We start from the raw sequence: 5,201 nt of genomic DNA, 5'->3' as shown, positions 1-5,201 counted from the left end.
TTTAAAATTCCACTCTTTCATAAATTCATCGATAAATTTTTCTACAAATAAATGTCTTTTTTCTGCCAATTCTAATGCTGATTTTGTATTCATTAAGTCTTTTAGTTTTAATATTTTTTCATAGAAGTGATGTAGCGAAGAACTTTTGTCACTTCTATATTCTTCGATTGTCATGTTTTCTCTTATTTTAAACTCTGGGTTAAACATACTACGACCTTTTTTACCTCCGTACGCAAACGTTCTAGCAACACCGATTGCTCCAATTGCATCCAAACGATCAGCATCTTGTACAATTTTACCTTCTAAAGAAGTTGGAATAACCCCATTACCTCCTTTATAGGAGATATTTTCAATGATGTATAATATTGATTTTACGTCTTCATTACTATTTAATAATTCATTTAGAATTGATTCTAATTGTATCTTTTGAACTTCAAGATCATCATGTAATTTATCATCTATTACATCGTGAATTAATGCAGCACATTCTACGATGAATTGATTTGCATTTTCTTTTTTAGCAATATGTACAGCTAAGTTTCTAACACGGTCTATATGATGCCAGTCATGTCCAGAACTATCACCTTGATGAAGATTTCGAACATAATTTTCTAATTGTAATATGATTTCCTGCTGATTCATACTCGTACCTCCATAAATCGACTAGTGATATTATATCATTTTTCTATCTCCGAAAAACATTAATAGGATAAGTGGGCATTAAATTTACGAAAAAACCTTCACTTAGAGTGAAGGTTTTTAGTGTGTAAATCAACTTCTACAAAACTATGATTTTAGATTAAATTAGAAATCTAATTATATTGAGTAGTATATTTGATCTTAAAACCATTTGGATTCGTTTTATGCCATTTCCAAGCATCTTTAATAATCAAATCGATGTCTTCATTTTTTACTGTCCATCCTAAAACTTTTTTAGCTTTATCTGAAGAAGCAACTAGAATACTTGGGTCGCCTTTTCTTCTTGAACTGATTTTGTATGGTATTGGATGCTTAGTTATTCGACGAACTGTTTCAACAATTTGTAATACTGAATACCCCTTATTATTTCCAAGATTAAAAATATCATTTTTTCCACCATTAAAAAGGTAATTAAGTGCTAGTAAATGTGCATTCACTAAATCTTCAACATGAATATAGTCTCTAATACACGTCCCGTCTGGAGTGTTATAATCATCTCCAATAATAGTAGTCTCTTTTCTTTGATTTAAAGCAACTTGTAAAATTAATGGTATTAAATGCGTCTTTAGGAGAATGATCTTCTCCAATTTCGATTGAACTTTTAGCTCCGGCTACATTAAAGTATCTTAGGGAAACAATTAATACCATATGGTAAACTACTCCATTTCATCATCTTTTCCATCATTAATTTTGTTTCACCATATGTGTACGTTGGATCTGTACTGAAGTCTTCTGAGATCGGTACGATTTTAGGTTCACCATAAACAGCAGCTGAAGATGAAAATACGATATATTTAACATTAAACTAAATTCATCACTTCTAGTAAAACATGTGTGCCAAATACATTATTGCTAAAATACTCCAACGGTTTTTCCATTGATTCACCAACTAGACTATTTGCTGCAAAATGTAACACACCATCTATCTTTTCATTTAGAAAAACTGACTTTATAAATTCTTTATCTCGAATATCCCCGTGATAAAAAATGGCATCCTGTCTGCAAATTATCAACAATTATTACATTTACGCCATTTTCAATCAGCATGTATACTGCGTGTGATCCTATATAACCAGCTCCGCCGAGTACTAAAATATTCATTTTGATCACATTCTTTCGTTTTCAAGTTGTTTTTTAGTCATATTTTTATTTTTAAAAACAAGTAATTTTTGACCAAAATAATTTAAAATCGTATATAACCCAGAACTAATTAAAACAGCTAAATCATTTTTAAAATTTAGAGATATAAAACCCTGTAAATTTAAAATATAATCAATTATTTTAGCTCCAAGATTAAATGCTATAAAATAACAAGTTAAAATGACAATGATAAACATTGGAATACTTTTTTTTACTGAGTCTTGGCTCTTAAATGTAAAATTCCGATTTAAAATATAACTAATACATGCTCCTAAAGAATTTCCAATAAATGTTGAAATCCAATAAGATAAACCAAATAAATGAAGTAGTAAATAAATGAATGATAATCCTACGATTGTATTTGCAATTCCTACTGCAATAAAACGGAAAAATGTCTTATTCATTTTTGAACCTGATTTACTAGTTCAGAATCGATCATTGTATATAAATCTGTTTCAATAGCATACCTAGGTCGATTTTTAACTTCGTGATAAATCTTTCCAATATACTCACCGATCATTCCAATACCCATTAATTGAACTCCACCTACAAACCAAATGGAGACCATTAATGATGGCCATCCACTAACTGTATTCCCTAATATATGTTGAACGATTGCATAGCCAGCTGCTATTAAACTAAATATGATGGATAAAAACCCTAGCAGGGAGACAAATCTAATCGGAGCTATACTAAATGAGGTGATCCCGTCAAAGGCAAACGATAGCATCTTTTTTAATGGATATTTTGATTCACCCGCAAATCTTTCTTTTCGATCGTAATAAACATTAGTTGAAGGAAAGCCTACAAGAGGTACTAGTCCCCTTAAGAATAAATTTGTTTCTTTATATTTGAATAATTCATCTAATGCCCGTTTACTCATTAATCGGAAATCAGCATGATTAGGAACTAGATGAATCCCTATTTTCCCCATGAATCGATAAAATCCAAGTGCTGTTGAACGCTTAAAGAAAGTATCTGTTTCTCTACTGTCTCTTACGCCATAAACAATATCAAAACCCTCTAAATACTTTTCTACAAATTTACGTATTACATTAATATCATCTTGTAAATCCGCATCAATTGAAACTACACAATCGGATTGCTTGTTTCCAATTTCAAGCCCAGCTATGAGTGCGTTTTGATGCCCTACATTTTTAGCAAGCTTTAATCCTTTAACAAATTGATTATTGTTACTTTCATTTTCTATTAATTCCCATGTTCGATCCTTACTTCCGTCATCTACAAATAGAATTTTACTATCATCTGAAATAAGAGAATCATATATTAATTCTTCAAGTAAGTATGTGAGTTGATAGGCTGTTTCTTCAAAAACTTCCTGTTCATTGTAACAAGGTACAACAATTGTTAATAAAGGTATCATGTATAATCACGTCCTTTTCAAGTGGTTATTTTACTTCGTAAAGATAGATGCGCCATGCAGAATTATGATCATTAAAAATCTTCATCAATCTAAGACTATTACTTTTAGCATTTTCAATTGGGACAGCCGCAAAAATATATTCCCCACCCATCTTTTTAAATTCGTTAATATTTAGTTGTAGATGATGGATTTTTACGTTTGAGTTCTTTTTAAATTCATAATTTTTACCTAGTTCTGCTACAAATAAATAGCATCTTCCCCCCCAATGATCGAAGTAATTTTCAAGCAAGGGGCTTTTTTCAAGTTCAGGTGCAATTATTTTTCTAAATTGGTGCTTATACTTTAACGAATAAAAATTATTATACGTATCGAGCGTGTAAAAACCGTTATACTGAGCAATCGCAGGGTGAATGCCTATACTTGCAACCCGATAACTATTTTTAGGTTTTCCAATATATTTCGAGATTTCATTAAATTGATTTACTGCATAAAATTGTTTAAATGATGGTTTCCCCGCTACTCGATATACAATTTCGTCATTAGCACAAAACATGACAATTACTTGAACTACTAAACAAATCTTCACAAACTTTTGCCAACCTTTTCCCTTTAACCAAAGAAGATAGGCTCCGACAGCAAACATTAAATAGATTATTAAAGGTCTTAAAAAATGAAATCTAGCAAAGTTAAACGTATTTAAAAGTTGAAATTGTTCTTTTACTGGCTTCCATCCTTTATAAAACCAAAAAGCGTACCAAACGGATAATAAAAAATTAAGAATAAATAAGTATAGAAATCTTTTTTCAATACTATCTCTTTTTTTATTTCTTAAAGTCCAGAAAACAATAAAAGATAAAGGTACAATGACTAGAGTGTGAAGAGTTAAAACATGGGTATGTCCTAAAAAATAATTCTTAAACACTAATCGAATCGTATGCCAAAAACCCAATGTAGAGCTTAAAAACTCATTTCTACTTGTTGGTTCAGATGGAATGACTAGTGAAAATACAAGGCGATATTCTATTGCTAAATACATTAAAGTCATTAATAAAATACTTAAAAAGAACACTAAATTGATTTTCTTTTTTACAAATATATCTCTTAACCATAGCAATCCCATAAATACTAAAAAGAAAAAGAATCCTAATACAAAACTAGAATAGAAGGGTAATAATATAAGAGTAATCCAGTCTTTCCAGGAATATTTTCCAATTTTTATATTTAGAAACGCCCATAGTGCAAGTGGCATCCCCAATGTACTTAGCATTCCAGACGGCCAAAATGGAGTTAGTGCAAATGCAAGTGCGACCCAAACTCTAATTAGGTAATTTTCTTTTGATGTTATAAAATGCTTTTTTAACAAGAGATACATCCCAAGAAACGCAAAAACTCTGGTAATTGTCTGACCTATGGAATAAGCTAGCATTGGCGGAAAAAGATTATTTAGCCACTGTATACCACTAAATTCCGTTCCATAGGCATTTCTAGGCAATCCGTTAATGATTTGCGGGATTGTGGAATTTAATTTACCAAATAATTGCCCTGAGTTTCTAAGTGTTTTATACCACGCAATATTTGAATCTAAATTATCATGTACTCTAATATGAGCATTTTCTCCTAATATGAATAGAGGAGAAACATAAATGAGCATTAAGATTGTTGCAATCATTAAATGTTTATTTTCCTGACTTAATTGTTTAAATAATTTCATATTTATTACACCACTTTGTTTATATTTAGTTTTTGGATTTCTGATTAAAATTCCCCTCCCTTGTTCGCCTGAGTTCGATCCTTCAAACCTTTTTTCTCATTTTTATAATTAATGATAAAGATTTCGTTTAAAAGACGCTTAATGATCTGTTCAATTAATATTAAAATTCTTTTCTGAAAATCAGATGAAAATTTGACTAAAATTTCATTTAAATTTTCCATATAATTTTCAATAAGTAAAAAATATTAATTTTATACTGTGCATAAA

4 protein-coding genes and 1 pseudogene are annotated in these 5,201 nt (G+C 30.1%); all 5 read right to left on the bottom strand.

The annotated features are described in order from the left end of the window. Positions 1 to 642, bottom strand: a 642-nt coding sequence (locus CN514_RS20440) for an HD domain-containing protein (RefSeq protein ID WP_098234164.1), incomplete at its 3' end; no start/stop codon positions are given. Positions 643 to 812: 170 nt separating this feature from the next. Then, a pseudogene (galE, locus tag CN514_RS20435) lies at positions 813 to 1,800 on the bottom strand (UDP-glucose 4-epimerase GalE). A gap of 5 nt (positions 1,801 to 1,805) precedes the next feature. Continuing rightward, complete coding sequence (locus CN514_RS20430; RefSeq protein ID WP_098234163.1) at positions 1,806 to 2,243, bottom strand: GtrA family protein; 438 nt, start codon at positions 2,241 to 2,243, stop codon at positions 1,806 to 1,808. Further along, complete coding sequence (locus CN514_RS20425) at positions 2,240 to 3,223, bottom strand: glycosyltransferase family 2 protein (protein ID WP_098234162.1); 984 nt, start codon at positions 3,221 to 3,223, stop codon at positions 2,240 to 2,242. The genes CN514_RS20430 and CN514_RS20425 overlap by 4 nt, the downstream gene beginning before the upstream one ends. A gap of 25 nt (positions 3,224 to 3,248) precedes the next feature. Next, positions 3,249 to 4,934, bottom strand: coding sequence for a DUF6044 family protein (locus CN514_RS20420; RefSeq protein WP_098234161.1), 1,686 nt, complete (start codon positions 4,932 to 4,934; stop codon positions 3,249 to 3,251). Between the last annotated feature and the right edge of the window lie 267 nt (positions 4,935 to 5,201).

It is taken from the genome of Bacillus sp. AFS001701, from assembly GCF_002559405.1.
Taxonomy (GTDB): Bacteria; Bacillota; Bacilli; order Bacillales; family Bacillaceae_G; genus Gottfriedia.
This window is presented reverse-complemented; position numbering and strand designations above follow the sequence as displayed.